This is a genomic window from Sorangium sp. So ce117 (assembly GCF_051524395.1).
GTDB lineage: Bacteria > Myxococcota_A > Polyangia > Polyangiales > Polyangiaceae > Sorangium > Sorangium cellulosum_B.
Genome location: NZ_CP150309.1, coordinates 5,176,637 through 5,203,272 on the forward strand (window position 1 = coordinate 5,176,637; position 26,636 = coordinate 5,203,272).

At 71.0% G+C, this 26,636-nt stretch carries 21 protein-coding genes; 10 read left to right on the plus strand and 11 right to left on the minus strand.

Going from position 1 to position 26,636, the window contains the following annotated elements; translation table 11 throughout:
- Positions 1–77 precede the first annotated feature (77 nt).
- The 5 genes from WMF46_RS19275 to WMF46_RS19295 all read right to left on the minus strand — a co-directional run bounded on the left by WMF46_RS19275 (position 78) and on the right by WMF46_RS19295 (position 6,374).
- A complete protein-coding gene (locus WMF46_RS19275; protein WP_437986946.1) occupies positions 78–677 on the minus strand; it encodes an RES family NAD+ phosphorylase in 600 nt (199 codons plus the stop codon).
- A 12-nt stretch (positions 678–689) separates the two neighbouring features.
- A complete protein-coding gene (locus WMF46_RS19280; RefSeq protein WP_437986947.1) occupies positions 690–1,325 on the minus strand; it encodes a hypothetical protein in 636 nt (211 codons plus the stop codon).
- Between the two features lie 183 nt (positions 1,326–1,508).
- Complete coding sequence (gene ligD, locus WMF46_RS19285; RefSeq protein WP_437986948.1) at positions 1,509–3,581, minus strand: DNA ligase D; 2,073 nt, start codon at positions 3,579–3,581, stop codon at positions 1,509–1,511.
- 555 nt (positions 3,582–4,136) lie between these two features.
- Positions 4,137–5,072: a hypothetical protein gene (locus WMF46_RS19290; protein ID WP_437986949.1), complete on the minus strand. Its 936-nt coding sequence runs from the start codon at positions 5,070–5,072 to the stop codon at positions 4,137–4,139.
- Positions 5,073–5,273: 201 nt separating this feature from the next.
- Positions 5,274–6,374, minus strand: a complete 1,101-nt coding sequence (locus WMF46_RS19295; protein WP_437986950.1) for a hypothetical protein — start codon at positions 6,372–6,374, stop codon at positions 5,274–5,276.
- Between the two features lie 913 nt (positions 6,375–7,287).
- Here WMF46_RS19295 and cysK point away from each other — a divergent pair.
- Both cysK and WMF46_RS19305 read left to right on the plus strand, forming a co-directional pair.
- Entirely contained in the window at positions 7,288–8,280 is a 993-nt protein-coding gene (cysK, locus tag WMF46_RS19300) for a cysteine synthase A (RefSeq protein WP_437986951.1), read from the plus strand.
- Between the two features lie 7 nt (positions 8,281–8,287).
- A complete protein-coding gene (locus tag WMF46_RS19305) occupies positions 8,288–9,280 on the plus strand; it encodes a serine O-acetyltransferase (protein ID WP_437986952.1) in 993 nt (330 codons plus the stop codon).
- A gap of 64 nt (positions 9,281–9,344) precedes the next feature.
- Here WMF46_RS19305 and WMF46_RS19310 read toward each other — a convergent pair whose 3' ends face one another.
- Both WMF46_RS19310 and mgtE read right to left on the minus strand, forming a co-directional pair.
- Entirely contained in the window at positions 9,345–9,635 is a 291-nt protein-coding gene (locus WMF46_RS19310; protein ID WP_437986953.1) for a SelT/SelW/SelH family protein, read from the minus strand.
- A 39-nt stretch (positions 9,636–9,674) separates the two neighbouring features.
- Entirely contained in the window at positions 9,675–11,108 is a 1,434-nt protein-coding gene (gene mgtE / locus WMF46_RS19315) for a magnesium transporter (protein WP_437986954.1), read from the minus strand.
- A 478-nt stretch (positions 11,109–11,586) separates the two neighbouring features.
- On the opposite strand from mgtE, the gene WMF46_RS19320 reads away from it, so the two are divergent.
- The gene (locus WMF46_RS19320; protein ID WP_437986955.1) at positions 11,587–13,206 is read left to right on the plus strand and encodes an SEL1-like repeat protein; all 1,620 of its coding nucleotides are present in this window, start codon (positions 11,587–11,589) and stop codon (positions 13,204–13,206) included.
- Here the strand turns inward: WMF46_RS19320 and WMF46_RS19325 are convergent.
- The gene (locus WMF46_RS19325; protein WP_437986956.1) at positions 13,203–16,472 is read right to left on the minus strand and encodes a UvrD-helicase domain-containing protein; all 3,270 of its coding nucleotides are present in this window, start codon (positions 16,470–16,472) and stop codon (positions 13,203–13,205) included. The genes WMF46_RS19320 and WMF46_RS19325 overlap by 4 nt on opposite strands.
- A 281-nt stretch (positions 16,473–16,753) precedes the next feature.
- Complete coding sequence (locus WMF46_RS19330) at positions 16,754–17,887, minus strand: hypothetical protein (RefSeq protein ID WP_437986957.1); 1,134 nt, start codon at positions 17,885–17,887, stop codon at positions 16,754–16,756.
- A 558-nt stretch (positions 17,888–18,445) separates the two neighbouring features.
- Here WMF46_RS19330 and WMF46_RS19335 point away from each other — a divergent pair.
- On the plus strand, positions 18,446–19,882 hold the full coding sequence (locus WMF46_RS19335) for a DEAD/DEAH box helicase (RefSeq protein WP_437987913.1): 1,437 nt from the start codon (positions 18,446–18,448) through the stop codon (positions 19,880–19,882).
- A 3-nt stretch (positions 19,883–19,885) separates the two neighbouring features.
- Here WMF46_RS19335 and WMF46_RS19340 read toward each other — a convergent pair whose 3' ends face one another.
- Positions 19,886–20,110: a hypothetical protein gene (locus WMF46_RS19340; protein WP_437986958.1), complete on the minus strand. Its 225-nt coding sequence runs from the start codon at positions 20,108–20,110 to the stop codon at positions 19,886–19,888.
- Between WMF46_RS19340 and WMF46_RS19345 the strand changes: the two genes are divergently transcribed.
- The 4 genes from WMF46_RS19345 to WMF46_RS19360 all read left to right on the plus strand — a co-directional run bounded on the left by WMF46_RS19345 (position 20,109) and on the right by WMF46_RS19360 (position 22,916).
- Positions 20,109–21,131, plus strand: coding sequence for a M23 family metallopeptidase (locus WMF46_RS19345; RefSeq protein WP_437986959.1), 1,023 nt, complete (start codon positions 20,109–20,111; stop codon positions 21,129–21,131). The genes WMF46_RS19340 and WMF46_RS19345 overlap by 2 nt on opposite strands.
- A 270-nt stretch (positions 21,132–21,401) precedes the next feature.
- A complete protein-coding gene (locus WMF46_RS19350; protein WP_437986960.1) occupies positions 21,402–21,803 on the plus strand; it encodes an SPW repeat domain-containing protein in 402 nt (133 codons plus the stop codon).
- A 99-nt stretch (positions 21,804–21,902) separates the two neighbouring features.
- Positions 21,903–22,220, plus strand: a complete 318-nt coding sequence (locus WMF46_RS19355; RefSeq protein WP_437909951.1) for a hypothetical protein — start codon at positions 21,903–21,905, stop codon at positions 22,218–22,220.
- Between the two features lie 342 nt (positions 22,221–22,562).
- Positions 22,563–22,916, plus strand: a complete 354-nt coding sequence (locus tag WMF46_RS19360; RefSeq protein WP_437986961.1) for a hypothetical protein — start codon at positions 22,563–22,565, stop codon at positions 22,914–22,916.
- A gap of 63 nt (positions 22,917–22,979) precedes the next feature.
- Here the strand turns inward: WMF46_RS19360 and WMF46_RS19365 are convergent, their stop codons facing one another.
- Positions 22,980–24,236 (minus strand): dicarboxylate/amino acid:cation symporter, encoded by a 1,257-nt coding sequence (locus WMF46_RS19365; protein ID WP_437986962.1) that lies wholly within the window; start codon positions 24,234–24,236, stop codon positions 22,980–22,982.
- A gap of 175 nt (positions 24,237–24,411) precedes the next feature.
- Here WMF46_RS19365 and WMF46_RS19370 point away from each other — a divergent pair, with 175 nt between their 5' ends.
- Together WMF46_RS19370 and WMF46_RS19375 are read left to right on the plus strand one after the other, a co-directional pair.
- Complete coding sequence (locus tag WMF46_RS19370; protein ID WP_437986963.1) at positions 24,412–26,061, plus strand: protein kinase domain-containing protein; 1,650 nt, start codon at positions 24,412–24,414, stop codon at positions 26,059–26,061.
- A gap of 77 nt (positions 26,062–26,138) precedes the next feature.
- Positions 26,139–26,630: a hotdog fold domain-containing protein gene (locus tag WMF46_RS19375; RefSeq protein WP_437747041.1), complete on the plus strand. Its 492-nt coding sequence runs from the start codon at positions 26,139–26,141 to the stop codon at positions 26,628–26,630.
- The last annotated feature ends 6 nt before the right edge of the window (positions 26,631–26,636 follow it).

A 26,636-nucleotide genomic window follows, 5' to 3' on the forward strand; every position in this document is an offset into this window, starting at 1 on the left:
CGCCGCCATCGCGCTCGGCGGGGCGTCGTCGGCCGTGGCGCCGCCGCGCCGCCGCGCCGCCGTCCGCTCGTCCAGGCTCAGACGAGCCCGAACTTGTAGGTATCAAGGAGCCTGGCGAGGAGCGCCGCGTGCGCCGGATCCGCGAGGGAGCCGAGCCGGATCACCTCGAGCTCCGCGCTGACGCGCTCGAAGAGGGCGGCGCAGACGCGGGTCGGATCGTGGCGCGCGACGTACGCGATGCCGTCGGGTCGCCTCGGGTGGTCGTGGATCGCGCGCGCCCAGCGGTGGGCGGCCCGATAGGACTCCCCCGAGGTCAGGCGGGCGTCGGCCCCGAGGCGCGCCAGCCCCTCTCCCGTGAGGTTCACGAGCCGCAGCGGCCGCCGCGGCGCGATGCGCGCGAGCCCCCGCGCGGCGAGCTCGCTCTGCTCCACGAAGCGCACGCCGGTCGCGTGGCCGAACACCTCGATGAAGGCGCAGCGCGCGTCCTTGCCGGCGTACAGCACGCCGAACTCGCCGTCCGGCGCGTCGAAGCGGTTGTCGCCCGAGCGACCGAAGTGTAGCGGTTCACGCGTGAGCCAGTGGATCCGGAACCAGCTCCGCCGGTAGATCGCGATGGGGAGCGGCGACGTCGCGAGGTCGAGGGGCGGGTCCGGATGCGCCCCGAGCGTCGTCGTCATCGCGGCGCGTTCTCAGGCCGCGCCTTGCTCACCGAAGGTGCGCGCGGCGAGCCGCACGGGGTCCAGCTCGCCGCGGCGGAGCCAGTCGAGCGGCCGCTCGCCGTCGAGGCGGAGATTGCCGGAGAGGAAGAAGCGGACCTTCGCCAGCGGAGGGTGCTCTTCGAGGAGGGCCAGGATCTCTTCCATCCCCGGCAGCAGGCCCTCGTCCGCGAACTGCCATGCGGGGTAGAGGTGACCACGAGCGCCGATGCTCACGGCCAGCAGCCTTCCTGCGGCGCGCCGCGCTTCGATCGCCTGGGGCGGGAGGTGCAACCCCTCGCCGACCTCCTCGGCGGTGAGCGTGCCCCCTTCGGCCGCGAGGAGCGCGTCCCTCGCCTGCAGGCCGCGGAGGCGGGCCGGCATGAGCGGATCTGCAGCGGAAAAGAGGCCGACGGCGCTCGGCTGCGTGAGCGCTGTCACCAGCGCGTCTGCGTTGCTGGGCGACGCGACCACCTCGCCAAGCTCGCTCTGATCGAGCCGCTCCGCGACCTGGGTGAGCGCGTCGATGCCGCGCGCCAGGAACTCGACCCGCAGCGGTTCACCGTCGAACTGCTGGTGGAGTCGCTCTGCAATTTCCGAAAGGGCGCTGGAGTCCCGATCCTTGGCCATGGTCGATCCAGAGGACGATGCAGCGCGCGCGCAGCACCGTCAACCAAGCGCACGCCGCCCTTCTGCGTCATTACGACCATGCTGAACGGAACGTCAGTGAGAGCCATTCCCGGTGTCGCTGGTGTCGTTCTTCTTCGGTGAGCTCACCGGCTCCTGAGTTTGTCGGGGGCGTCGGGAAGAAGGTCAGAGCTCGACCTGTTTCAGCATCGCGCTGGTGATCGACTGGCGCACGCTCGTGAGCTCTGCCCATGGGTCCCGGATCGTGGCGAGGCGCTGCGGCACGGTGTCGATGGTGAACGAGGCGGGATCGAGCGGCGCGTCGAGCTCGTCCCACGAGAGCGGGGTCGCGACGGCCGCGCCGGGGCGCGCCCGCGTCGAGTAGGGCGCCACCGCGGTGGCGCCGCGCCCGTTCCGCAGGTAGTCGACGAAGACCTTGCCGGCGCGCTTCGCCTTCGACATCGTCGCGGTGTACCGCGCCGGATCGGAGCGCACGAGCGCGTCGGCCACGGCCTTCGTGAACGCCTTCACCTCGTCCCAGCCCCTGCGTGGCGCTATCGGGACCACGACGTGCAGGCCTTTGCCGCCGGTCGTCTTGACGAAGCTCTGTAGCCCCAGCGACGAAAGGAGGCGCCGCGTCGTCCTCGCCGCGTCCGCCACGCGCTCCCAGGCGAGATCCGGCGCTGGATCGAGGTCGAACACCATCCTGTCGGGCTGCTCGATCCGGTCCACGCGGCTCCCCCAGAGGTGCACCTCGAGCGCCCCCATCTGGACGAGCGACACGAGCCCTTCGGTGGTCTTGATATAAAGATAGGTGCGCTCGCCGTCGTCCTCCTGGACGGCCATCCGCTGGATCGCCTCGGACAGCCCCTCGGCCTCGTGCCTTTGAAAGAAGCATGGCTTGCCCTGGCCTGCGGGGCAGCGGACCAGCGTGAGCAGCCGCTTCTCGGCGTGGGTCAGCATGTGCTCGGCGATCTGCTCGTAATACCGGGCCAGCGCGAGCTTCGTGATCCCCTGCGCGGGATAGAGCACCTTGTCGGGGTTCGTCAGCGGCACCCCGGCGACTTCTACCCGCTCCGCGCCGCGGCTGCTCCGGCCCCCGCGCGGGGCCTTGCCCCCCGTCGTGCTCGCGGCTTTCCTCGGCGCCGCGCCGGCCGCTCTGCTTGGCGCCGCGCCCGCCGCCTCGCCGGGCGGCGATTGCGGCGGCGGCTGTTCGCGCTCGACGGTGACGGACTCCGGGGTGCGGTCCTCGCGGAGCCCTTCGAAGGAGGGGTGTCGCAGCCGTCCGTCGCGCGTCCACTCGGAAAAGCGGACCTCCGCGACGAGCCGGGGCTCGACCCAGCGCGCGCCCCGCATGCGCGGTGCCCCTGAACAGGCCGGCGTGGCGCGTACGATCGGATCGAGGCGGCTGCGCAGGGTCGTCAGCGTCTTGCTCGTGAAGCCCGTGCCGACCTTGCCGGCGTAGGCGAGCTTGCCTGACCTGTTCACGCCGACGAGGATCGCCCCCAGCCCTTTCCGGGCGCCGGACGGCTCGGTGAAGCCGACGATCACGAGCTCCTGGCGCCGGCCGCACTTCACCTTGAGCCAGCTGTCGCCGCGCCCGCTCCGGTAGGGAGCCTCCGGGCGCTTCGCGATGACGCCCTCGATCCCGAGCTCGCACGCGTGCTGGACGACGGCGGAGCCGTCCTCCGCGACGTGCTCCGTGTAGCGCAGGTGCCCTTCCTCGGGCGCTTCCGCGAGCAGCGCCTCGAGCGCCCGCTTGCGGGTGACCTGTGTGCACCCGCGGAGATCGCGGCCATCGAGGTAGAGCAGGTCGAAGACGAAGTACATCAGGCGCCCCTCGCGCCTGCCATTCCCGTCACTGAGCGCGTTCTGGAGGGCCTGGAAGTCGGTCACGCCGTCCGGCCTCACGACGACGATCTCGCCGTCCAGCACGGCCTCCCGCGCAGGCAGCTGGGCGAGGTCGTCGCGCACGCCAGCGAACCGCTCGGTCCAGTCCTGGCCGCGGCGGGTCAGGAGCGTCACGCGCCCCCCGCGGAGCTTCGCGAGCATGCGATAGCCATCGAGCTTGACCTCGTAGAGCCACCCCTCGCCCGGGGGTGGCCCGGTGACGAGCGTCGCGAGCTGGGGCTCGATCTCGCCCGGGAACGGCCCTTTCCGGGCGCCCTCGAGCGCATCCGCGTAGGTCAGCGTCGGGCGCGGGATCGCTGCGGTGCTGTCCGCCTCTCCCGTCGCCGCGGGCGAGCGCTGGCTGCCCACGTCGGCCGCCGTTCCCCCGCGTTTGTGACGGGCGGTCAGGGTTGCTTGTCGCACCGCTTGAGTCCGCCGCGCCGTGCCTTGTGCCTGTCTTTGTCCGGCCATCATCATGCCACCGTCGCTTTTGGTGGAAAAAGCAATTCCGATACCGCAATGACATCGTCGCCTGCCGGTGGTTTCCCGTTCCCAGGCCGTTGCGCGGCCGGCTGAGCTCGACACGCGCGCCCCAGAATGCGGCGATCTGCCACGCACGCGTCCTCACCCGTCGCGCGCCAACCGCGGCTCTGCGCGGCAAAGCTCCTCGGATCCCGGCGCACAGGCTCCCGCGCAACACGCCTGCCACGGCGCCTGGAATGAACAGGTGTGCAGGACCGCGGGGGTAGGTTCAGATCAAGGAAGGACGGACTCGAGGAAATCGGCGATAGTACAACCGCTGCAACGCGGGTGCTGCGCGTCGCCGCCGCTGTGATCGTCGGATGGTCGTTCCGGACGGCGTGGACAAGTCAAACGCTGCCGTGAGGGGCGAGCGATGCGGGGTACGCCCGGTGCCGGACCGAGCTACTGCAGTGCCTCGGAGGCGGTCGTCGCGGTGATGGCCTGGTCGTGCCACCGCTCCAGGGTCGCCAGCTCGACGCACGCCTCGATGCGAGCGTCGTCCAACGCGCTCAGCGCGAGCTGCCGGCGAGCGAGCACTCGGCGCAGGGCGGCGCGGGCCTCCACCAGACGTCCCTTGCCGATGCCCTTCTCGATTCCTTTCTCGATGCCCTTCTCGATGAGCCGCTCCTGGACCTGCGGGCTCGCTTCGAGCAGCACCTCGAGGATGCGCTGCCGCCGGGCCTCCACCTCTGGGTCCTCGGCCTTGCCGAACCTCCACAGGAGCTCCTCTCGGGTCGTCGCTGACATCGCCAGGTACTCTAGCATGGCCAGCACCCACTCGATGGGCCGGCGTCCGGCTACCCACCGGCCGAACTCGTCGAGGGCTCGCCCGGAACGGGCGACCAGGAAAGCGATCAGCTCGTCGCGCAGGGGGAGCTCGTTCGCCGCGACCCACAGCACCCAGTGCCCGAGCGGCTCCACGCTGTAGCAGCCGGGCGCGAAGCGCGTGGGCGCGTACACCCGTTGCAGCCACTCCGGCACGTGAGGAGCGACCAGCCAGAGCGGCTCGTGGCCTACCCAGGGCGGCGCCTCTTCCTCCTGCTCGACCCGCTGCAGCTGCCTCGCCTGCCGCCGCAAGAGGGCCCGCTCTATCGCCTTCCGATCCACGTGATCCCCGGCGAGCTTCAGCTCGACCATCACCTCCTCGTGGCCACGCGCCTCGGGCCAAGGCGCGGTCAGCTCCACCAGGAGAGCCGGGCGGTGGATCAGGAGCAGGCCATCACACTGCACCTTCTCGAGCCGGATCTCCGGTGGATCCTGCCAGGTGATGGCACCTCCAGTGAGGCGCTCCGTCTCTTCGGCGAACGTTCGCTTGGCGAACAGGTCCGGTTGACCCATCGCGCTGCGCGCTAGCAGAGGACGAGCGCAGGAGCCAGGGTCAATCGCAGATCAGCGAAATGCGCTGACCGCCTTTCTCACCGGCACTCGCAATCTATACGCCCAAGGCCGCACCGCGACGAATTCTCAAATGAAGACGCCCCGGTCTCCGTAATACGCTTCTCCGTACCGGCGGCTGGCGCGCCCCTACACGCAACCGCGTCATTGCGCGGGCGGCTCGCTCCAGTGGCGCACCAGATCAGGCAGCGCGGTCTCCGCCATGCGGGTGAGGTGCCTCACGTGATCTGGCTTCTGGGTGCCCGCATAGCCGCGGACATGGAACGCGCCCCTGTGCGCCTCGGACAGGGGGGCGAACCGGAGCCTCGCCTCGCTCGCCGCTCCGGTCAGGTCGTAGATCGCCTGCTCGTCCGCGCCCGCGCCCGGGGAGCGCTGCGCGCCCGTGAGCTTCAAGAGAGCGTCCGTGCTCTCGTGGGTGCCGGCGTAATCGCCGTTCGGGGTGATCTCCGAATGGGTGATCGACATCATCTTCTTGCCGGCGGCCGCCAGCTCGGCGAAGCGGCTGAACGGCTTGAGGCGCTCCATGTCCAAGCTGTGGTCGAGCGGCATGTAGCCGGTGTGGATGCCGTCCAGGAGGAGCACGGCGTCCACCTTGTCGGTGAACCCCGGCTGGTTCAGGAGCCCGCGAACCGCGGCGTACCCGGCGCTGAACGCCGAGAGCGCGACGCGCCGGAGCCGGGCGCCGCGCAGCCCACGGGCCTCGAGCGCCGTCTGCGCCTTCGCCATCAACGCCGGTAGATAGGAGCGGATCGAGAACTGGGTCTCGTACGCGCCAGAGCTGATGCCCAGATTGATGATCATCACAACCGCGTTGAGCCGGGCGCGATCGAACCCCGCCTGCACAACGTCGTTGACCCCGTGGAAGTGGATCACCAGATCGTACGCCCCATCCGCCGAGGCGAACGACGCGGGGAGGGTGATGATCCCGTCAGGGATGGGGATCACCGCCGTTCGATCGAGCGTCGCGTCGGCCCGATCCGCGGCTGCGAGGGCCGGCGCCGCCGCTCCCGCCGGCGCCTGGATCGGCGCGGCCGCTTCGGCCTTCGCCTCGACCCGCGCCGCCACCCCCGTCGACCGCAGGACGGCCGCGGCGGCCGCGGCAGGCTGGAGCGCCGAGCGGAGATCGAAGCCCGCCGCGCCGAGCTGCATCGAGACGAGCCCGCCCACCACCGCCGCGAAGCCCAGGCCGGCACCCGCGCTCAAGGCGATGAGGCGCGACGTGGAACGCCGCGTCGGAGATGCCATGATCGGAGCCGGCGATTCGAACGGCATCGCCATGCCCCCAATCGACGCCGGTGGGCGACGGAAAATTAAAGTGGGCTCATCCTCGTCATGCGGCAGTTGGACCTCCGCGCAAGGGGGCTCAGCGGGGAACATGTCAGCGATGATGCGAGGCCTATGCCACTCATGGCAAGAGCTAAAATTCTACATGATAGGTTCGCATGCGCATGCGTCAAGGAAGTGGACCTGGTCCGACGTAGTCCCATGGTGGTTCATCGATTGCCCAGGGAAGCACCTTGCTCGCGCACGTAGTAGCCCCGTGGTTCCGGGATTCGTGAGCGCTCGTGAGCACCTCTGAGCCGCCGGTGCTCTGACGTGGCACGGCGTGGTACGACGTGAATGTTCGAGCGCCAGCAGATCAGGAATGACGCGCTCCGGCAAAATCTCTCATGAATTGGCCGCTCTCACCGCCACCTTGGTCGCGCTGCGTCATCCCCTGTGCCTCATGGGAACTCGGGACACCCGAGCGCCCGGCGCGGTGCGGTCGAGGCCCTGCCGGAGCAGGCCAGTCCGCCCTCCGACGATGATCTGGTTGGCTCCTGCACTTCGCGCAGAGCGCGTAATCGACTTCGCGCCATCGACCGCACGACCGCACCGCTCATGGCCCGACTGACCTCCATGCGCCGGGGTGCCTCGCCGGGCCCTGCCCGTCGACCGTTGCACGTCCAACGGTTCACCGACGAGGGGGCGCGCTGAGCGCGGCGCGCGCCCGCCGGGCGAGCTGGCGCTACAGGCGTCGCCCCGACGTCAGCGACGGACGACGCGCCGCTGCGCTCTGGAAATACCGCGCGACCCAGGCGCGGCGCACGTGGACCTTGACAGCGCGGGGCGCCTCTGGATCTCCTCTTTCCTCCCCACTCACCCGCACGGGCCCCCCATGACCAGCTACCCCCGCGTCTACGACGACAACACCCAGAGCATCGGCCGCACGCCGCTCGTGCGCATCCGCCGCGTGATCGAAGGCGCGCGCGCGACGGTGCTGGCGAAGATCGAGGCGCGCAACCCGGCGTACTCGGTCAAGTGCCGCATCGGCGCGGCCATGGTCTGGGACGCCGAGCAGCGGGGCGTGCTCGGCCCCGGCAAGGCGATCGTCGAGGCGACCAGCGGCAACACCGGCATCGCGCTGGCCTTCGCCGCCGCCTCGAGGGGGATCGAGTGCGTGCTCAGCATGCCCGAGACGATGAGCATGGAGCGGCGCAAGGTGCTCATCGCCCTCGGGGCCAAGCTGCTCCTGACGCCGGGCCCCAAGGGGATGAACGGCGCCATCGCCAAGGCCGAGGAGCTGGCCGCCTCCGATCCCAGCCGGTACGTGCTGATGCGGCAGTTCGAGAACCCGGCGAACCCCGCGATCCACGAGACCACCACCGGCCCCGAGATCTGGGACGACACCGCCGGCAACGTCGACGTCCTCGTCTCGGGCGTGGGCACCGGCGGCACGATCACCGGCGTCAGCCGCTACTTCGAGCGCGGCCGCGGCCGCGCCCTCCACTCCGTCGCGGTGGAGCCGGTCCACTCGCCGGTCATCTCGCAGACGCTCGCCGGCCAGCCGCTCACCCCGTCCCCGCACAAGATCCAGGGCATCGGCGCCGGCTTCGTCCCGAAGAACCTCGACCTCTCCTTCGTGGACCAGGTCGAGACGGTCTCGAACGACGAGTCCATCGCCATGTCGCGGCGCCTCGCGTCCGAGGAGGGCATCCTCTGCGGCGTCTCCTGCGGCGCGGCCATGGTCGCGGCGGGCCGGCTCGCGAAGGATCCGAAGTGGGAAGGAAAGACCATCGTGGTCATCCTCCCGGACGCCGGCGAGCGGTACCTCTCGGGGCCCCTCTTCGAAGGAATGTTCTCCGAGGTCGAGGCCATGAAGGCCTCGTGAGGTCGACGTGAGCAAGAAGTGTGATGCTGCCCCCTCCGAGGCGTCGGCCGACCTGCACGGCATCGTCGACGCGCTGATCGCGAGCTACCGGGCGGATGCGCGCGGGCATCACATCAACAAGCGCTTCACCCCGTCGCGCCAGGAGATCACCGAGATCATCGATCTCCTGCTCCAGATCTTCTACCCGGGCTACCACGGGCGGCAGGACCTGTCGGACGAGGACCTGCTCTACCACGTGGGCACCCTGGTCTCGACGCTGCGCGACAAGCTGGAGCGGCAGATCGAGCGCTGTCTGTGCTTCCAGGACGAGACGGTCGACGCGGACCGCCTCGACGTCCCGAGGTGCCGGCAGCGGGGGCGCGACGTGGCGCGGGTGTTCATCTCCCGTCTGCCGGAGGTCCGGCGGCGCCTCCTGCTCGACGTGCAGGCGGCCTACGACGGCGATCCGGCGGCGGCCTCGATGGACGAGATCATCCTGGCCTATCCAGGCCTCCTCGCCGTGACGGTGCACCGGGTCGCGCACGAGCTGTACCTGCTCGGCGTGCCGCTCATGCCCCGGATCATGAGCGAGTGGGCGCACACGAGGACGGGCGCCGACATCCACCCAGGCGCCAACATCGGTGACAGCTTCTTCATCGATCATGCCACCGGCGTCGTGATCGGCGAGACGACCGACATCGGCGAGCACGTCAAGCTCTACCAGGGCGTGACGCTCGGCGCCCTGTCCCTGCCGCAGCACTCGCGGGGCGCGCGCGGCCTGAAGCGCCACCCCACCGTGGAGGACAACGTCACCATCTACGCGAACGCCACGGTCCTCGGCGGCAAGACGGTGCTGGGGCAGGGGAGCGTGGTCGGCGGCTCGGTGTTCCTCACGAAGAGCGTCGCCGGCGGCCAGCGCGTCGCGCTCGAGGCCCCGAGGCTGCGGGTCGCGTCGCCGCCCCATGGCACGCCCGCCGTAGGCGGCTCCGATCTGGACAGCATCCTCGATTTCGACATCTAGACCGCCGCTCTGCTCTGCATGGCGCAGAGGCGGGCGGAAACCGCTGTAGCGCGCCAGGCGCGCCTCATCGATCGGAGTGGCCGAGAGGGCGCTCCGGGGCGACGCGGTCGCGGATCGCCTGCTTGAGCTCCTTGGGCTCGGGGAAGCGCCCTTCGACGGCGCGCGAGAAGAGCGGCGCGCCGTCGAGCGTGATGTCGAAGATGCCGCTCTCGGCCGGCGACAGGAGCACGTCGATCTCGTCAGGGAAGGTGATCAGCAGCTCCTGAGCGAGCCAGGCCGCGCGCGTGAGCCAGCGGCACTTGGGGCAATACCGGATCGCGATGAGCGGCCGTTGCGGGGTGGGGGCGGCGTCCATGCCGGGATCGTAGCGCGAGCGCGCGGCGCGCGGGCAGGCTCAGACAAGGAACGCCCTGGCGAGCCCGAGGAAGATGAAGAAGCCCATGCTGTCCGTGGTGAACGTGAGCAGGACGCTCGACCCCTGGGCCGGATCGCGGCCCAGGCGCTGGAGCGCGAGCGGCACCGCGCACCCGACCATCGCCGCCACCACGAGGTTCAGCAGGATGGCCGCGGCCATCACCAGACCGAGCGGGACGCTGCCGTAGAGGGCGGCGGCCGCGAGCCCCACGACCGTGCCCCAGACCGCGCCGTTCATCAGGCCGACGAAGAGCTCTTTCTTCAGGAGGTGCCCCGTGTTCACCCGCGTGAGCCGGTCGAGCGCGAGGCCGCGGATCACGAGCGCCACCGTCTGATTGCCCGTGTTGCCGCCGACGCTCGCCACGATGGGCATCAGCGCCGCCAGCGCCACGAGATCCTGAATGGTGCTCTCGAAGATGCCGATGACCCGCGAGGCCAGGAATGCCGTGAGCAGGTTGACGAAGAGCCAGAGCCAGCGGTTCTTCGCGCTCGTCCACGCGGGCGCGAAATAGTCCTCCTCTCCCGCGAGGCCCGCGCGCAAGAGGGCTTCGCTCTGGGCTTGCCGCCGCAGGAAGTCCATCATCACATCCACCGTCAGCCGGCCGACGAGCTTGCCGCGCTCGTCCACCACCGGCGCGGCGATGAGGTCGTAACGCTCGAACGCCCTGGCCGCGTCGCTCGCGCGCTCCTGGGGCGTGAAGCTCACCACGTCCGTGGACATGACAGCGCTCACCTGCGCGCGCGGCTCGCGGAGCAGCAGGTCCTTGAGCGACAGCGCGCCGCGGAGCACGTTGCGCGCGTCGACAACGAACAGCGCCTCGGTGTGCGGCGGCAGCTCGCCCCGTCGGCGCACGTCCTCCAGCGCGCCGCCGATGTCGCGGCCGTCGCGCACCGAGACGAGCTCCGGGCTCATCAGGTGGCCCACCGAGCCGTCCGGGTACGCGATCGTCGACTGGAAGAGCGACTGCTCGCGCGCGTCGAGCGACTGGTACACCTCCGCCACGATCTCCGGATCGACCGACTCGCTGATGTACGCCAGATCGTCTGGATCGAGCTGGCCGAGCAGCGCGACGAGGCGAGGGCGCTCCGTCTCCGCGACGAGCCAGTCGCGGACCGACCGCGAGGACTCGAGCAGCACCTGTGCGGCGCGGTAAGGCTCGAGCTCAGCCCACACCACAAGGCGATCCGCCTGCGGGAGCACCTCGATGATGTGGGCGAGGTCCGCCGGGTGCAGATCCCTGAGCTTCCTCTGCAGCAGGGCGAGATTTTGCCGGTGGACCAGCGCCTCGACGAGCTCTTTGTTCTTGCTCTCCTGCTTGTGGGTCAGCGTCTCGATGACGCGTTGCTTTTCGAGCAGGGTAGTCACCAGGCTCAGGCTCTCTTGCAGTTTCTCCTGGGACCTGGGCGTGCTCATGGCGGCTCCGGGCGCGGGGGCGCGCCGAGCATAGCCCGGGTCCGCGCGGCCGGTCGTATGCCGCGTGCGGTCGCGCTCGCCGTATTGACCGGACCCCATGGCTCATGGTTCTGTCGGCCCGATGAAGCGCGCGTTCGATTTGTGCGTGGTTGGGCTCTCGCTCGGAGCGATGGCCTGTGGACCGGGCCTGGAACCCGAGGTGGTCGTGCATCCTCCCCGGCCCACTGCCTCGCCGGAGAGCACCGCCAGCACGACCAGCGGCGGGTGTCCGGCCATCGGCCACGCCGAGCCGCTCATCGTCGACTGGCTCACGACACGCCGCTCCGATCTCGGGCTCGCGATGAAAGACGGCATCGCCGTCGTCTCCTACGACTGCACGACGCTGAAGCTCCTCACGCAGTGCAAGCTCCCAGGGAGCTACTCCTTCGCTGGCGTGACCCGGGCAGAAAAAGTAATACAATTAACAAACCCTGCGGAGATGCAGGCGAACGTCCCCTTCGGGGCCCCGGCGCTGAGCACCGCGATCGAGGGCGGCGGCTCGGCCGCGATCGACGTGGCGCTCGTGCCGACGGGGAAGATGGCGACCACGGTGGCCTCCTCCTCCGCGCAGGATCTCTCGGGCAGCTGCGAGGGCGCGACGCACTTCGTGCGCGCCGCGCTCCTCGGTGCCTTCGCGATGACGCCAGGCAGCCGGGGCACGGCGCGGACGGTGGATCAGGTCTTCGGGGCGGTCGGGGCGGCCGCGGCGGCGGGCCAGGGAGGCACCACGAGCAAGGAAGGGGAGCTCGACGCCTGCCGGGCCGCGAAGCCCGACGCGCAGGCGCCGACGGAGCGCTGCCATGCGCCGCTGCGCCTGGAGCTCGTCCCGCTGCTCACGAAGAAGGCGGCGGCGGCCGAGGCTCCGGTGAAGCAGGCGGAAGACGAGTTCCCGAAGCTGTCGAGCCTGTGCCCGCTCGGGACGGTGCCGAGCGGGGCGAAGTGCTCCCCGCCGGCGCTCGCGCCCGCGCACCTGTGCGAGCCCAACGACGCCCGCTCCTGCGCGGCGGAGTGCGGGAAAGGCGATGTCGGCAGCTGCTATCACCTCGGGATTCAGTACCTCGGCGGCAAGGATTTTCCGCGCGATGACGCGAGAGCGGCGGAGCTGTTCGAGAAGGCGTGCGGCGCCGGCGTCACGCAGGCCTGCTATGCGAGGGCGAAGCAGCTCCTGCGCGACATGAAGAGCGCCAAGGTCCCCCCGGACGCCGCGGGGCGGGCCAAGGTGCGAGAGTTCGCCGACAAGGCGTGCGAGATGGGCGACGGCTGGGCGTGCTTCAGCGTGGCCGAGTGGTACCTCAGCGAAGGCCCGCAGGCGGTCCTCCCGAAGGATCCGACGCGCGCGGTCGCGTTCCTCCGGCGCGGCTGCGATCTCGGGCACGGGCCGAGCTGCAGCGCGCTGGGCAAGATGCTGGTCGAGGGGAAGCTCGCGGCGAAGGACGTGGGGGTCGCCGTGGGCGTGCTCCAGCGCGCGTGCCAGGGCGGCCAGTCCGAGGACTGCGTCGATCTCGGGGACATCCTGCGCAAGGGGCAGGGGGCGCCGAAGGACGGGGTGAAGGCGATCGCGGCGTACAGCGCCGGTTGCAGCCTGGGGGACATGCGCGCCTGCAACGCCGCCGGCTCGGTCTACGCGCAGGGCGACGGCGTTCCGAAGGACGTCGCGAAGGCGTATTCGTTCTTCGAGAAGGGCTGTCCGGAGAAGGGGTTCGGGGCGGATGCGTGCTTGAGCCTCGCCGGGATGTACGAGAAGGGGAACGGCATTCCGAAGGACATGCCGCGCGCCGCGGCGCTCTACGAGAAGGTGTGTGGCACCGGCGGCTGCGTGCGGGCCGCCGAGATCTGGCAGCGCGGCGACGGCGTGACCGCCGATCCGGAGCGGGCCTACTCGCTCTACGAGAAGGCCTGCACGCAGTGGGGCGAGAAGAAGGCGTGTGACGCGTTCGGCCCGCTCCTGGAGCGCAAGGACAAGGAGCGGGCCCGGACCTTCTACGCTGACCAGTGCATGCGGACGCAGGACAAGGCGGCGTGCGCGGCCCAGAAGCGGCTCGGCGGCGCGCCCCGCTAGAAGAGCTTCATCTGACGATCGGCCCCGGCGCGTGAGCCCCTCTGCGCCTCGGGCGACGGGCCGGTCCGAAGGAGCAGCCGCTCCTCCACCTCGCGTACGAAGGGCGACACCTCGGTCTCAACCACCTTGCCGTGCCGCGCGCGCTGCATGGACCGGGTGAGGAACAACCGCTCTCGCGCCCGCGTCATGCCCACATAGAAGAGCCGGCGCTCCTCGGCGACGTCCGTCTCATCCCTGCCGGGGAACCGGAGCGGGAGCAGGCCGTCCTCGCACCCCACGAGGAAGACCACCCGAAACTCGAGCCCCTTGGCCGCGTGCAGCGTCAGCAGGGAGATGCGGTCGGCCCGCGGATCCCACGCGTCGATCTCGGAGCACACCGCGAGCTCGATCAAGAAGCGATCGACGTCGCCGCCGCAGCGCTCCGCGAGCGCGAGGTGCAGCTCCAGCGCCGCGTCCACGTCGGCCTCGCGCAGACACGCTGCGCTCGCCGCGTCCTCCTCGGCCGCCCCCGCCGCGGGCGGAGCGCCGGCGAGCCCGGGCTGCGCCACCTCCTCGCGGAGGCGCGCCGCGGCCGCCTTGAGGCGCGCCGCGAGCGGCCCCGGCGGTGTGCCGGCGAGCGCCCGCGCGAGCGCCTCGGAGCCCGCGCGCTCGGCGAGGAGGCGATCCGACCGCCGCTGGAACGGCATCCCCGAGCGGGCGAACGCCTCCCGGAGCCGCTCGGACTGCGCCTCGGTCCGGTAGAGGACCGCGAAATCCGAGAAGGAATAGTCGCCGCTCCCGGCAGGGTCGCCCACCCGCCCGCTATCCATCGAGAAGAACGTGGACCCGCCGAGCATCCGCTCGATCGTGTGGACCACGCGCTCGGCTTCGGCGGCTTCCGTCGGCGACTCGTGGACCGCCACGAGCTCCACGCCGCCCGCGCTCGGCAGGAGCTCCCGCGCGCCGAGCGTCGGTGAGGGCGCGATCACCTGGAGCGCCGCCTCGACGATGGGGCGCGACGAGCGGTAGTTCCGCTTCAAGCGCACCACGCGCGCCGCCGGGAAATCTTGCTGGAAACGGAAGAAGAAGCCCACGTCCGCGCCGCGGAATCCGTAGATCGCCTGATCGGGATCGCCGATGGCGCAGACGTTTCCGCCGGGAGCGACGAGCGCGCGCACCAGCCGGTACTGGCGCTCATCGATGTCCTGGTACTCGTCGATGGAGAGATACCGGGCCCGCTCGCGCGCCGCGGCGAGCGCTCCGCTCTGCTGCTCCAGGAGCAGGACGGCGTGCCCGATCAGGTCGTCGAGGTCGAGGAGCCCGCGCGCGGCGAGCTCGTCCTCGTACACCTTCCACGCGCGGTCGACGTGGCGGTCGATCTCGCCGCCCGCGGCCGGCGACCCGTGCGCGTCGGCGTGGCGCGGGAAGCGCCGCTTCAGCGCGGCGATGTCGGCGAGCAACCTGGCCGCCCGCCGGTCCGGGACGCCGAGCGCCGCGGCGAGCAGCGCCGTCCGCTCGCGCTCGTCGGCGATCGCGGGCGGCGCGGCCCCCGCGCCCTGGGCGTGCTCGCGGAGCAGGGAGAGGCCGAGCGCGTGGAAGGTCATGGCGGGCACGCGGCCGCCGGCCTCGCCGAGCAGCGCGCCGAGCCGCTCCCGCAGCTCGTCGGCGGCGCGGCGGGTGAAGGTGATCGCGAGGCACTGCTCCGGCGGCACCCCGAGATCGAGGACGAGGTGCGCGATCCGGTGCGTGAGCGTGCGGGTCTTGCCTGTGCCTGGCCCCGCGAGGAGGAGCAGCGCGCCGTCCGTGATCTCCGCCGCGGCCCGCTGCTCCGGGTCGAGCGCGTCGAGCGGCGCTGCGCCGCCCGGCGCAGGGGGCGCGCCGCGGGACACCTCGCCGGCCGGCGCCGGGCGAGGGGCCGCGTCGGCCCGGCCGCGGCGCGGAGGGGGGCGCGACGCCGCGGGAGCGCGCGCCCCCGAGGGAGGCGGCTTCGGCGCCGCGGCCTCCGGCTGGAAGAGGAGCCCGCCCCCGCGGCGCTGCGCGAGCTCCTCCGGCTGGAAGACCCGTATCGCGCCGTACTCGCCGTCGTAGCCTGCGTCGCGGATCACGCGCCCTTCGCGCATCCGCGCGATCGCCTCGGCGAGCAGGGGCGTGCCGGCGCGCTCGATCTCGTCGAGCGGGGCGTCGCCGAGGAGGAACAGCTCGGGGCCGATGCGCGACAGCACCCCGTCGTAGCTCCGCTGCACCACCTTGCTGGAGGCGCCCACGCCGTGGAGCTCGGCCAGCACCTCGGGCAGCGGCACCAGGTTGCGGAACTCGCTCGCGCCCTCCGGGCGCACGCCCTCGTCGCGATCGGCGAGCTCCTCGACCCGGTGCAGCACGCCCACCGTGACCGGGTGCCCGCACACGGGGCAGGCGAGGGAGAGCGCCCGCGTCTCCGCCGGCGAGAGCACGACATTGCACTTGCGGTGGCCGTCGAGGTGGTATTTGCCCTCTTCCGGGAAGAACTCCACCGTACCCCCGAAGCCCTGTCCGGTCTCCAGGGCGCGCCGGATCGCGAAGTAGTCGAGCGGGGCGTCGAAGGCCGTGGCCTCGCGCCCGAGCTTCGCGGGCGAGTGCGCGTCCGAGCTCGAGACGAGCCGGTACCGATCGAGCCCGGAGATCCGCCAGTTCATCGCGGGATCGGACGAGAGCCCGGTCTCGAGCGCGAAGATGTGCGGCGCGAGATCGCCATAACACTCCTCGACCGCGTCGAAGCCCGCCTTGGAGCCCAGCACCGAGAACCAGGGAGTCCAGATGTGCGCCGGCACGAGGTAGGAGCCCTCGCCGGCCTCCAGCACGATCTCCAGAAGGTGGCGCGAATCGAGCCCGAGGATGGGCCGCCCGTCGGCGGTCAGGTTGCCGATCTTGGCGAGCGCGCGGACGATGCGCTCCGCCGCGTCGAAGCTGGGCGCGTAGAGGAGGTGATGGATCTTCCGCGTCCGATCTCCCTTCTTGTAGATCGTCGAGATCTCCACCGAGAGGACGAAGCGCATCTCTCCGCGGCAGGCCCCGGGGAGCCGATCCGAGACCGCGCGGCCGAGATCGTCCCGCAGGCGGAAGAGCCCGGGCTCGGCGGGCACGAGGTGCTCGCGGAGCTCGGCCATCCACGCTGGATGGGTGAAGTCCCCCGTGCCCAGCACCGCGATGCCCTTGCGCTGAGCCCAGTAGCTCAGATGCGCGAGATCGCAATCGCTGCTCGTCGCGCGGGAGTACTTCGAGTGCACATGGAGGTCTGCATAAAAACGCATGGTGTTCCGCCGTGAGGTGCCGTTTACCTATCGAGCTCCCTCGCGCTGTCAATCGCGGATACCAGCAGCCTTGATGAAATATGGTTGGAAATTGAGATGGGCTGACCGCAATGCGTCGCGATGCGTGAGAGTCGTTGTCCTGTGGCAAAAGGTGCTCGCTCGATGCAATGCGGCTCGACGGGCTCACCCGTGTGGCAAAAAAATGCTCGCCCCGAGCCTACACGCGCGGGCGCGAGCCCCGGTCCGGAGGGGACCGCCGGCCGCTGCGAGGCATCACGAGGTCACGGGGTCGCGGTCGAGGGCGCCGGGGTCTTGCGGGTCAGGTAGAAGAAATCGCGCAGGGAGCGCTTGCGGATGTACTCGTCTTCCGAGAACTCGAAGCCGCTCGCCAGCGCGACCGGCGCGAGGGCGCCGCCCTCACCCGGCTCGTAGAGGAGGAACTTCGGGTACGACCAGTTCACGTCGAGCTGCGCCACCGCCGAGGCGCCGGCGTGCTGCATGCCGAGCGCGATGGCGGGCGCCGTCGTGTGATTGCTGATCCCGACGTAGAGGACCTTGCCGTCGCGGTCGAGCCCCACCGCGGAGCGGCGGATCACCGTGTTGCCGTCCAGCGTGGCGCCCCAGTTGCGGACCTGCGGCGCGCGGAGCAGCGGGTGCAGCTCGCCCTCGTCGACCATGCAGCTCGGCGTCTGCCGCCACCACGGCATGTCGCTCTCTCCCACCGAAAGCCTGGTCCATGGCGCGATCTGCAGCCGTCCATCGCCGCGCCGCGCGAGCGTGCAGCCCTGGTCCCGGGGGCGCACAAGCGTCACGCCGTCGACCCGCATCCCCCACTGGCCGTGCTCGGTCATGAAGCCGCCGTTGAACGCCGCGAGCAGCCGCCCGTGGTCCGCCTCCGGGATCTTCGCGGGCCGCTCGTAGGGCTTGCCCTCCTCGGTCGTCGCCGCCGGCTCGCGGGAGCCGGCCATGAGGTGCACATCGACCCGCGCGAGATCCACCGCCACGATGAACAGCTCCGCCCAGGAGCGGTTCGGATCCGGGTGGAGCAGCGTCTTGTGGAGGCGCGGCGCGTCGCTCGGATGGGCGTGATCCGCGATGGGCACCCACCGCCCGTCGCCGGGGGCCGACCAGGCCGCGTGCGAGGGGCCGACGTCCGTCGGCCGGAACGCCGCCGCGCCGGCGCCCACCGCGGCCGGGCTCGGCGTTGCGCCCGCCGATGGCGAGGCCGTCGCGGCAGGGCCCGGCGGCTCGGGCACCTCCCAGTACGTCTTCGGCGGCTCGTCCTTGCGCCAGAGCTGGTGGACGCGATCCTCCAGGGCGTAGGCGGTCTCCTCGAGCGCCGTCACGTTCTCGGCCCCGATCACCGAACGCAGCCCGTTCGCGACGAGCGGGCCCATCCATGGGATGCGGTGCACCGCGATCCATAACCCGGCCCCGGAGAGCACCGGGACGGCGACGGCACCGAGGACCCAGCGCCGAAGCCGGGATCGGGGCAACCGAAGGACGGGGCGCTCCGGAGCGGAGTGCCCGACCTGAGCCGGCGTTTTCGAGGCTTCGGCGGTTTCGGCCATGGCGTGCTGCGCTGCTTCGAAGGGACGGGAAGACGCTGGAGGTCGCGGGCGACGCGGGGCGACGCGGGGGGACCTGCGAGCGCGAGCGCACTGAAGCGGGCCCTCCGCTCGGGCGACGGTCTAGCATGGTGCGCCGCGCGCGCGGAGGGCGCTCCGCGCACCGCGAGCGGAGCGGCTCGACTTCCTCACCACGCCGTACTAGAGTCGCCGCCTCGGACTGACCTGGCACGGGTCGCGGTGCTCGGTCGCTGTCATTGGTCCTCGCAGCCCCCGCTCAAGGGGGCGTGAGGCGGCAGCTCTCCGTGATCGAACCCTCTTCGCAAGGAGGGCGCGGTGCCGCGGCGTACTTTCCGCCCTTGCTCAGGAGGGGCTGTGCTCCAGCCCGATTCCAGCCCGATGTCCATGCAATTTGCCGATCTCAAGCTCATCGAACCGCTTCTCCGTGCCATCGAGGCCGAGGGGTACAGCGCCCCGACGCCCATCCAGCAGCAGGCCATCCCGCCCATCCTAGAGGGCAACGACCTCCTCGGTTGCGCGCAGACCGGCACGGGCAAGACCGCCGCGTTCGCGCTGCCGATCCTGCAGCGCCTCGCGCAGAGCGGCGGGCCGAGGCAGGGCGGGCTCCGCGTGCTCGTGCTCACCCCGACGCGCGAGCTCGCGGCGCAGGTCGCCGAGAGCTTCACCACGTACGGCAAGAACCTCGGCCTGCGGACCGCGGTCGTCTTCGGCGGGGTGGGGCAGCGCCCCCAGATGGAGGCGCTGCGCCGCGGCGTCGACGTGCTCGTGGCGACGCCGGGCCGGCTGCTCGATCTCTGCTCGCAGGGCATCGCCCCGTTCGGTCGCCTCGACACGCTCGTCCTCGACGAGGCCGATCGGATGCTGGACATGGGGTTCATCCACGACATCCGGCGCGTGCTCGCGATGCTGCCCGAGCGCCGGCAGACGCTCCTGTTCTCGGCGACGATGCCGCCGGACATCCTGAAGCTCGCGAACAGCATCCTGCGCAACCCGGTGCGCGTCGAGGTCGCGCGGATCGCCACGACGGCCGAGAACATCGACCAGCGGGTGGTCTTCGTCGAGCGATCCGACAAGCGCGCGATGCTGGAGCACGTGCTCAAGGATCCCGCGCTCCGCCGGGCGATCGTGTTCACCCGCACCAAGCACGGCGCCAACCGCGTGGTCCAGCAGCTCAGCCGTGCGCGCATCGAGGCGGTCGCCATCCACGGGAACAAGTCCCAGGGCGCGCGCGAGCGGGCGCTCGCGAGCTTCAAGCAGGGGACGACGAGCGTGCTCGTCGCGACCGACATCGCGGCGCGCGGCATCGACATCGACGACATCTCGCACGTGATCAACTACGACCTCCCGAACATCCCGGAGAGCTACGTGCACCGCATCGGCCGCACGGCGCGCGCCGGGGCGTCCGGGGTGGCGCTCTCGTTCTGCGACAGCGAGGAGCGCGCTTACCTCGCCGACATCGAGCGCCTCATCCAGAAGCGCCTCCCCCTCCTCGCCGACCCCGGGGTTCCCGCCTTCCAGATCGATCCCAGGCCCGCACCGCAGGCGCAGGGGCAAGCTCGCCCGCAGGGACAGGGCCGTCCACACCCCCAGGGGCAAGCTCGCCCGCAGGGACAGGGCCGGCCGCAGGGACAGGGCCGGCCGCAGGGACAGGGGCAAGCTCGCCCGCAGGCGCAGGGCCGGCCGCAGGGGCAAGCTCGCCCGCAGGGACAGGGCCGCCCACACCCCCAGGGGCACGCTCGGCCGCAGGCGCAGCCCCCCGCGCAGGCGCAGCCCCCGGCGCGGCCGCAGCCGCGGCACGACACCCCTCGCGTCGATAACTGATCCTCACCGCGCCCGATCCGACACGCCGCGCATCGCCTGATGCGCGCGGCGTCGCGAGCCCGGCGCTCGTTGGCGCTCGTCGCGCGCCAACGAGGGGTGAGGGCGCCGCGCCGAGGCGCCCAGGTCGTCTGCAAGGCGCACAGGTCGCTTGCGACCCGACCATGCCAGAATGACGCGCTTCGACATTATCTCGTCGATGTACGGAAACTCTGGCACGATCGCCGTCATGCGCGTTCCCGTCATCGTTGTAAGTCTGCTCACGATCGCTGCCTGCGATCGCGGTGCTCCTTCTTCGAGCTCGTCCACCACGGGCGCCCAGGCCTCCGCCGATCCGGCGCCGATTGCCTCCGCCGCGCCGGTCGCCTCCGCGAGCAGCGCGCCGGTCGAGGCGCCCGACGCCAGCGCCGCTCCCGCGGCGGCCGACACCGCCGATGCCGCGGCGCCCGCGGCGAGCGCGGCGGCGGCCGACGCCGGGCCGCCCGCGGCCGACGACAGCCGCCTCTCAGTGGAAGGGCGCGTCGTCCAGGGAGGGCTCCTGCGCGCCAAGCTGAACGGCAAGCTGCGCCGCATGGCGTTCCCCGGCCATCGCGTGACCGTCAGCGACGAAGGGGAGTTCCTGATCGCCTTCTCGCGCAACGCGCCAGCGCAGGAGAAGCTGACCATCACGTTCGACGACGGGCAGGTGCTCGAGAAGATCTTCGACGTGGAGCCTCGCAAGTTCGAGGTCGACAAGGTCGACCACCTGCCGGAGAACATGGTCAAGCTCGACATGGCGACGCGCGTGAAGCTCACGCAGGCCGAGAAGAAGCTCGACGCGCTCCGGAACAAGTACACGAAGAGGAACTGCTACAAGAACGGCTTCATCTGGCCGTCCAAGGGCCCCATCACCTCGCGGTACGGCCAGCCGCGCCTGCTCAACGGCACGGACGGCGGGATCCACTGGGGCGTGGACATCGCGGTGCCCGTCGGTACGCCGGTGCGCGCGCCTGCCTGCGGCAAGGTCGTGCTCGTCGAGAAGGACCTCCCGCTGAGCGGTCACACCGTGATCATCGATCACGGGCAGGGACTGACCTCCACGTTCATCCATCTGCACGGCTTCGCCGTGAAGGTGAACGACGAGGTCAAGCAGGGGCAGGTCATCGCGACCGTCGGGATGACCGGCCGCACGAACGGACCGCACCTCGACTGGCGCATGAATCTCTTCGAGACACGCGTCGATCCAGAGCTCCTGATCTCCGCCGCGAAGTGACGCACGGCGGGGCAATGTGCCACACGAAGCGCGTTCGTGGCTGAGCTCCCCCGGGCGGAAATGTGGCTCGGGTTCGGCCGTCGAAGCGCCCGACGCCTCCAGGCGTACGCCCGCCGTTCTTCCTTTCCTGGCCGATGGATGATCGAATGGCCGCCGAGGTCGCCGGGAGGACAAGCTCTCTCCCGAGAGCCTCTGAGCGGCATATCCCTTGCAAATTTCCGGACCGACGAAGGCACTCAATCCGGACATCGATTTTGCAAGGAGTCGGTCATGAAGATGCTGTCGCCTCGAGCTCATGGGTTTGTGGACTATGCGGTTGCGGCCCTGTTCCTGCTGGCCCCGTCGCTGTTCGGCTTCGGCGGGCTCCCCGAGACGCTCTGCTACGTCCTGGGCGCCGCGCATCTCGGGATGACGCTGCTCACCGCGTTCCCGCTGGGCGCCGCGAAGCTCATCCCGTTCCCTGTCCACGGAGCGATCGAGGCCACGGTCGCCGTGCTCCTCGTCGCGGCGCCGTGGCTGTTCGGCTTCGATGAGGAGCCCGCGGCGAGGAGCTTCTATCTCGTGTCGGGCGTGGCCGTCGGCCTGGTCTGGCTCGCGACGGACTACCGTTCTGCGTACGCCACGACGACGGCCAGCGCTCGTTACCGGCCGGAGCACCGGTCGTTCTCCTGAGGGTCGTGCCCGTGCGCCTCGCGATCAGCCCGGCGCTCGGGGTGGTGGTGGATCGCGCGGATTTACGGCAAGCTCATGCGTGGCGGGAGGACAGACGCTGTGAGCGACCCGAAGAAGCCGGATCCGATGAGCCTGCGGGTGGGTGACTTCCTCGTGAAGGTGGTGCCCGTCGGTGAGACGAGCGACGCCCTCGATACAGAGGCGAACCGCGAGCGGGCGCAGCGGGCCGAGGAGGACCAGCGGGCGGCCCAGCTCGGCGCGAGCGGCGAGGGGGCAGGGGAGGCCGCGCAGAAGGCGGCGGAGGCAGCCGTGGACGAGGCGATCGAGGAGGCGCGGGCGCGCTTGAAGAGCGCCGGCGAGGACGTGCCGATCTTGGTGTGCGATCCGGTGACCGGAGCGACGTTCACGCTCGAGTGACGGAGGCCGGCACCGTCCACCCGGTGTCCCTGCGCGCCACGGTTGCGCCCGGTTCCACGGTCCCGCGCGCACCTCGACCGCGACGGAACGGCCTTCCGGCGCATCTTCTCCGAGACTCCCATCCTGAGCGCGCCCGCCTCAGGGGGCTCTATTTCGACCAGCACGGCAGCGATGGCTGCCGTTATCGTGGATGTTCCTCTGTTTGGTTCGGCCGTCCATCCGCTCCGTCCGAAGCCCTGTCCGCTCCCGTGGAGGAAAACACGCGCTCCAAGTCTTCAACATTGCTCCGATCCGGTCAGGGAGTTACTCCACTTCCCGCAACGACTGACGCAGGGGAGAGCCATGATGAACATGCCGATGATGCCGATGATGCCGAACATGATGGGCATGATGCCGATGATGGGCGGCATGATGCCGAACATGATGGGCATGATGCCGATGATGAGCATGATGCCGAACATGATGGGCGGCATGATGCCAAACATGATGGGCGGCATGATGCCAAACATGATGGGCATGACGCCGAACATGATGGGCATGACGCCGAACATGATGGGCGGCATGATGCCGAACATGATGGGCATGATGCCGATGATGGGCGGCATGATGCCGAACATGATGGGCATGATGATGCCCGCGATGATGATGCCGAACATGATGGGCATGATGATGCCCGGCATGAAGATGGCGGCCTGAACCGAGGAACGTCGGCGAGCGGCTCAGCCCCGACGGTCGGGAGCGGGCGCTCGCCCCGTCCAGTCACGCGCCGGCTGCTTCCTGCGGCTTCGGGTGCTGATCCCGCGATACGAACACCGCCGCTGCCAGGTCCCCCACCACGTTGATCACCGTCCGGCACATGTCGAGGAACCGATCCACCCCGAGGACCAGGCCGAGCCCCTCGGGCGGGATGCCGAGCATCCCAAGGATCATCGCGATGACGGGCAGCGAGCCGGCCGGAATGCCCGCCGTGCCGATCCCCCCGAGCACCGAGATGAGCATCACGGTCGCCTGCTGCCCGAAGCTCAGCGAGACGCCGTAGACCTGGGCCAGGAAAAGCACGGTCACCCCCTCGAACAGCGCCGTCCCGTTCTGGTTCATCGCGGCGCCGGCGGTCAGCACGAAGCGCGCCACGGACGGCGGCAGCTTCAGCTCCTCCTCGGCCACCTTCAGCGCGGTCGGCAGCGTCGCGTTCGACGAGGCGGTCGAGAACGCCGTCACGATCGCCGTCCGGCTCCCGCGAAAGAACGCGACCGGCGACATCCCGCCAAGGAAACGGACCGAGAGCGAATAGACAACGAACATGTGAAGGCCGAGGCCGAGCAGCACCGTGAGCACGTACGCCGCCAGCTGCTGCATGATGCCGATGCCCATGCGAGACGTGATCGTGAAGAGCAGCGCGCCCACGCCGATCGCCGCGAACCGGAGCACCCCCTCGATGAGCCGCATCGAGACGTCGAACAGCCCCTGGATGCACTCGCGGAGCCGCGTCGCCGCATCGGTCTGGGTGAGCGACAGGGCGATGCCGAAGAGCAGCGAGAACGTGATCACCGCGAGCACGTCGCCCCCTGCCGCCGCCTTGAAGATGTTGTCCGGCACCATCCCGATGATCATCCCCACCGGCGAGGTGTCGGCCGGCGCGGTCGCCGCCTTGATCCCCCCGCCGCGCGCGAGGCTCCGGACCGCCTCGGGCAGGCCGTCGCCCGGGCGGATCAGGTTCACCAGGACGAGGCCGATCAGCACAGCGATGCTCGAGACGACGGCCGTGTAGCCCAGCGTTCGCAGGCCGAGCCGACCGACGTGCTTCAGATCGAGCTCGCAGACGCCCATCACGAGCGCCGAGAACAGGATCGGGAGCACGAGCATGAACAGCAGGCGCAGGAAGATCTGGCCCACCGGGTAGGTGATGTGATCGACGATCCAGGTGAGCGCCGGGTGCCCTGCCGCGACAGCGTTCGCCGTGAGACCGCCCGCTGCCCCGACCGCGACGCCGAGCAGCATCGTTCGATGCGATGACATGGCGCCACCTTACACAAGCCGCGGCGCCGCGATCCGCGGAGTTGACGCCACGCCCCCGGGCCCTCCACGGCCAACGGGGCGTCCTGCGGGCACAGATCGACCTCCGCACGCGCCGTTCGCGGGCCAAGGGCCGCCTGTCCAAGCCCACGCGGATCCATTAGGCTCCCCGCCGGCAATGCTGAAGCCGGGCGATTCGTTCGAGCGATACACGATCGAGGCCGCCATCGGGCAGGGGGGGATGGGCTGCGTCTACCGGGCGCACGACGCGCGGCTCGGGCGGCGCGTCGCGGTCAAGGTGATCGCGGGCGGCATCGTGGACGAGGACGCCGGCGCGCGCCTGCTCCGCGAGGCGCGCGCCGCCGCAGCGCTCGATCACCCGAACGCCGTCTCGATCTTCGACGTCGGCGAGCTCGAGGGGACGCCGTTCATCGTGATGGAGCTCGTCCCGGGCCGCACCCTGCGCAGCGCCATCAGCGGCGCCGACGCGCCGGCCTCGACGCGGGTCGCCTGGCTCTCCGACGTCGCCCGCGCGCTCGCGGCGGCGCACCGGCGGGGGCTCGTCCACCGGGACATCAAGCCGGAGAACGTGATGGTCCGGGACGACGGGGTGATCAAGGTGCTCGACTTCGGCATCGCGCGCCGCGCCGCCGGCGACGCCGATCCGAACGCGTCCACCGAGGCCCCTGCGCTGCCGACGCTGACCGCGCTCGGCGTCAAGCTCGGGACGCCCGTCTACATGGCCCCGGAGCAGATCCGCGGCGCCGAGCTCGACGGGCGCGCGGACCAGTTCGCGTGGGGCGTGCTCGCCTTCGAGCTCCTCACCGGCAGGCTGCCCTGGCGCGGCGCCGGCGACATGCTCGCCGTCGTCGCGTCGATCCTCACCGACGAGGCCGACCGCGCCCTGCTCGACGCCGCCGCCGTTCCGCCCGCGGTGAGCGCGGTCGTGCTGCGCGCGCTGTCGAAGCGCCCCGACGATCGGTTCGCGTCCATGGACGAGCTCCTGCGCGCGCTCGAGGCGGCAGGGAGGGGCGAGGCGCCCGCCGCGCCTGCAGCCGCGACGTCCGCGCCGCCCGCGCAGGCGCCCGGCGTGAAGGGGAGCGAGGCGCGTCGCGGCGGCGAAACCGCAGCGCAGCGGTTCTCGACCGAGGAGGTCCGGGACGTCCTCGCGCAGGCGATCGAGCGCCAGGCCTCCGCCGACGGAGGCGAGCCGCGCGCCTTGCGGGGCGACGCGCGCCTCGGCTTCGACGACCTGCTCGCCGCGGCGGAAGAGGTGGGCGTGGGCCCCGAGGCGCTGCGCGAGGCGAGCCGCGCGCTCCGCGCGCGCGAGCGCGACGATGTGCAGCGGAGGTCGAGCGCGGCGACCGCCGCCGAGCGCGCCACGTGGCTCCGGCGCAAGCGCCGCGATTTCTACCGGCACCTCGGCGTCTACCTCATCGTCAACGCGGCGCTCCTCACGCTCGCCTTTGCGCTCGGCGTCGTGCTCTGGGCGGCGATCATCCCGCTGGGCTGGGCGATCGGCGTCGCCATCCACGGGCTGGTCGCGTTCACCGCGCACGAGGACGACTGGGCGGAGGAGGCCGAGCAGATGCGGTGGTGGCACGAGCAGCATCGCCGCAGGCACGAGGTGGCCATGGCGAGGGCGATCGGCAAGGACTGGCGCCCTGCGGCGGCCCCGCGCCAGCGCATCGGCGCGGCGGAGGAGGGGGACCGTCAGGGCAAGCTGCGCGTCGAGACGGACACCGCGCGCTCGACGGCGGAACGGGCGGAACGGGCGGAAGAAGAGGCCGCGGTCGCGGTGAACAAGCCCCAGCGGCGGCGGCGCTGACGTGGGAGCCGCGCCGCCCACGGCCTGACAAGGCGCCGGGCCGGCATGCGCTAAGCTCGCGGTCCTTCGGAGGATCCATGTCCCAGCTGAACTTCATCTCCCGCTCGCTCGCGCCGCTCCAGGCGCTCCCGTCCTTCCTGCGCACGCGCGCGCAGACCGTGCTGTTCCAGCGCATGGTGCCGTTCACCGGGACCGCCGGGATCCAGTTCGACGAGGTGAGCTCGGATCGGGTAGCGCTGCGGCTCGCCAACGGGCGCAGGGTGCGGAACCACATCGGCGGGGTGCACGCCGCCGCGGCGGGGCTCCTGGCCGAGACGGCGACCGGCTTCGTCGTCGCCGTCAACCTGCCGGACGACAAGCTGCCGCTCCTGCGCAGCATGAAGATCGACTACAAACGCCGCGCCCAAGGCGGCCTCCGCGCGGTCGCGACCCTCACGCCCGAGCAGCGCCAGTCCTTCCTGGACCAGCCGAAAGGGGACGTGGCGGTCGCCGTCACGGTGACCGACGAGAGCGGCGCGTCGCCGATGGAGTGCGAGTTCGTCTGGGCCTGGGTGACCAAGGGGGTGTGACGCCGC